Origin of the sequence: Amycolatopsis sp., assembly GCF_035276945.1 — a bacterium.
Classification (GTDB): domain Bacteria; phylum Actinomycetota; class Actinomycetes; order Mycobacteriales; family Pseudonocardiaceae; genus Amycolatopsis_E.
This window is the reverse complement of sequence record NZ_DATELF010000019.1, coordinates 1-2,109: the sequence shown is the minus strand read 5'-3', so window position 1 is coordinate 2,109 and position 2,109 is coordinate 1. Positions and strand designations below refer to the sequence as shown.

General features: G+C 69.5%; 3 protein-coding genes and 1 pseudogene. 1 reads left to right on the top strand and 3 read right to left on the bottom strand.

What is annotated here, in order from left to right:
• Positions 1 to 334: pseudogene (locus tag VJT49_RS02105) on the top strand (glutamine--tRNA ligase); the annotation flags it as partial.
• A gap of 40 nt (positions 335 to 374) precedes the next feature.
• On the opposite strand, the gene VJT49_RS02100 reads toward VJT49_RS02105, so the two are convergent.
• The 3 genes from VJT49_RS02100 to VJT49_RS02090 all read right to left on the bottom strand — a co-directional run.
• A complete protein-coding gene (locus VJT49_RS02100) occupies positions 375 to 497 on the bottom strand; it encodes a hypothetical protein (protein WP_324162550.1) in 123 nt (40 codons plus the stop codon).
• A gap of 337 nt (positions 498 to 834) precedes the next feature.
• Positions 835 to 1,302 (bottom strand): hypothetical protein, encoded by a 468-nt coding sequence (locus VJT49_RS02095; RefSeq protein ID WP_324162548.1) that lies wholly within the window; start codon positions 1,300 to 1,302, stop codon positions 835 to 837.
• Positions 1,303 to 1,404: 102 nt separating this feature from the next.
• Positions 1,405 to 2,109: methyltransferase domain-containing protein (locus VJT49_RS02090; protein ID WP_324162546.1), on the bottom strand; the 705-nt coding region annotated here is incomplete at its 5' end.

Sequence of the window (2,109 nt, the reverse complement as noted above, 5' to 3'; positions counted from 1 at the left end):
CGGGCGCCGGCCGAAGGCGACGCTGCACTGGCTCTCGTCCGAGCACGCCGTGCCCGCCCAAGTGCGTATCTATGACCGTCTCTTCACCCGCCCCGATCCCGGCGCTGACGGCGACCTCTACGCCGACCTCAACCCCAACTCGGAGACGGTGCTCCAGGAGTGCCTGGTCGAGCCTGCGCTCACGGAACTGCCGGTCGGTGAGACCGTGCAGTTCGAGCGCCTCGGCTACTTCTGCCCGGATCCCGACTCGACGCCCGGACGGCTCGTCTTCAACCGCACCCTCGGCCTCAGGGACACCTGGGCCAAGCTCCAGGCGCAGGCCGCCAGGCCATAACGACCTGTAGCAGCGCCGCAGCTCATCAGGCCCTGGCGGTTCAGGGAAAACAGTGGCGGGCAGGCGCCTCCGAACAGGCCGGCCCCCGGACGGCGAGCCAGGTATTGGCCAGCGTCACGGGCATGTCCGCGTGCACCACACCGAACGAGGCGAGCGCGTCCACGACCGAGGCTTCTTGTGGGGTGTCACAGCAGACCCGGACCTGCGCCAGGACGCCGATCGGCCGTTACCTGCGCGTGGGCGTGCGGCACAGGCTCAACCGCATTGCCGATCTGGATGGCGAGGTCGATGCGGAGCCGGGTTTGAAGATCCCGGGCGCTGTGCATCATTGCCCTGGCCGAGTTGGTTGAGCGGGGCTGTATCGAGGTGATCGTGACGACATTCTCGCCACGTTGATGTGACCGCATTGCCCGCGCGGGGATCGAGAGGCGCTCGCGCGCGGTGGCGTGGCCTTGCTCGCAGGCACCCACCGAATCCCGGGGCTTGTGTCCCTAGGGACTTCAACCCCCGAACTTGATCACCCGCAGCTTCTGGCCCGGCGCCAGCACCGTCGCGGCGGTGACCAGGCCGCCGTCCGCGAACCGGGACTCAGCCCGCACCGGGGCCGGGCAGTCGACGAGGTGATCCATAGCGGCGCCGACCCGCAGCCCGCTTCGCCTGGTCTTGTGCACCAGCACCACGGCCGTTCCGGTGGCGTCGTGGTACTCGCCGCGCAGCGGGTCCTCGAGCGCCGCGGCCACTCGGGGATCTGCGCCAGCCGGTGGCAGCTGCTCGTTGGCGGTCAGTTCGGACTGCACGGTAATCCGCGCCGGACCGTCCACCGGCTCGACCTCATAGCAGATCGCCGCGACCGGCCGGTGGGTGAATGACACCAGCCGGACCGAACAGACGCGGACCGTCCGCCCGGCGGGCGCATCGACAGGCGTGCGCCCGATCGGCCAATTCTGTACGCTGCAGCGGGCTGACACCGAAGGTACTGAAGCCGACCAGAACGGCGGCGATGCGCGCTTCGCTGCGGTCGAACGCCGATCACAGATCGTGGCGCCTACCCGGTCACGGTCGGCCGTTGCCTATGCTTTGCGGCCAGCGGCGATGAATCCCATGACCGCGGAGAAGAACGTCTCGGCCTCCCCGGCCTGCTCCAGGCCTGCCCACCATGCGGCCGCCTCGCTGGCGCTGAGCTGACCAGCTTGTACGGCCTGGTCGATCGTCCCCTTGTTGAGCCGCTGATAGAAGGCGAACCCGGCCGCTCCGGAAAAGCACAGGGCGTGCGGGACCACACGCACGTCGCGCAGGCCAGCGCGCTGGAACAGCCGGAACAACTGACGGCCGATCCAGGGGTGTGGCACCGCGGCATCCAGCACTTCGGCGATCCGGCGCACCAGCGCCGGGTCCGGCGCGTCGACCACGGTTTGATCGGAGTCGAAGTCAAAGGCCAGCACGGACCCGCCGGGACGCGTCAGGCGGACCATCTGTGCCACCACGGCCTCGGGCCGGTCCACGTAGCGCAGGACGCGCTCGGTCCGGCACAGGTCGAAGCTGCTGCCCGGGAGCCCGACATGGTGGGCGTCGCCGACTTCGAAACTGACGGGGAGGGCCAAGCCCGCGCCGCGCCGGCGAGCCTCGGTGATCATGGCTGGATTGGCATCGATTCCGGCCACCCGTCCCTGCGGTCCCACTTGCTGGGCGAGGCGGCGCGCCTCGTGCCCAAGGCCACAGCCCACGTCCAGAACCTGATCTCCTGTCCGCACCGGGCAGACTTCTAGCATCCGCTG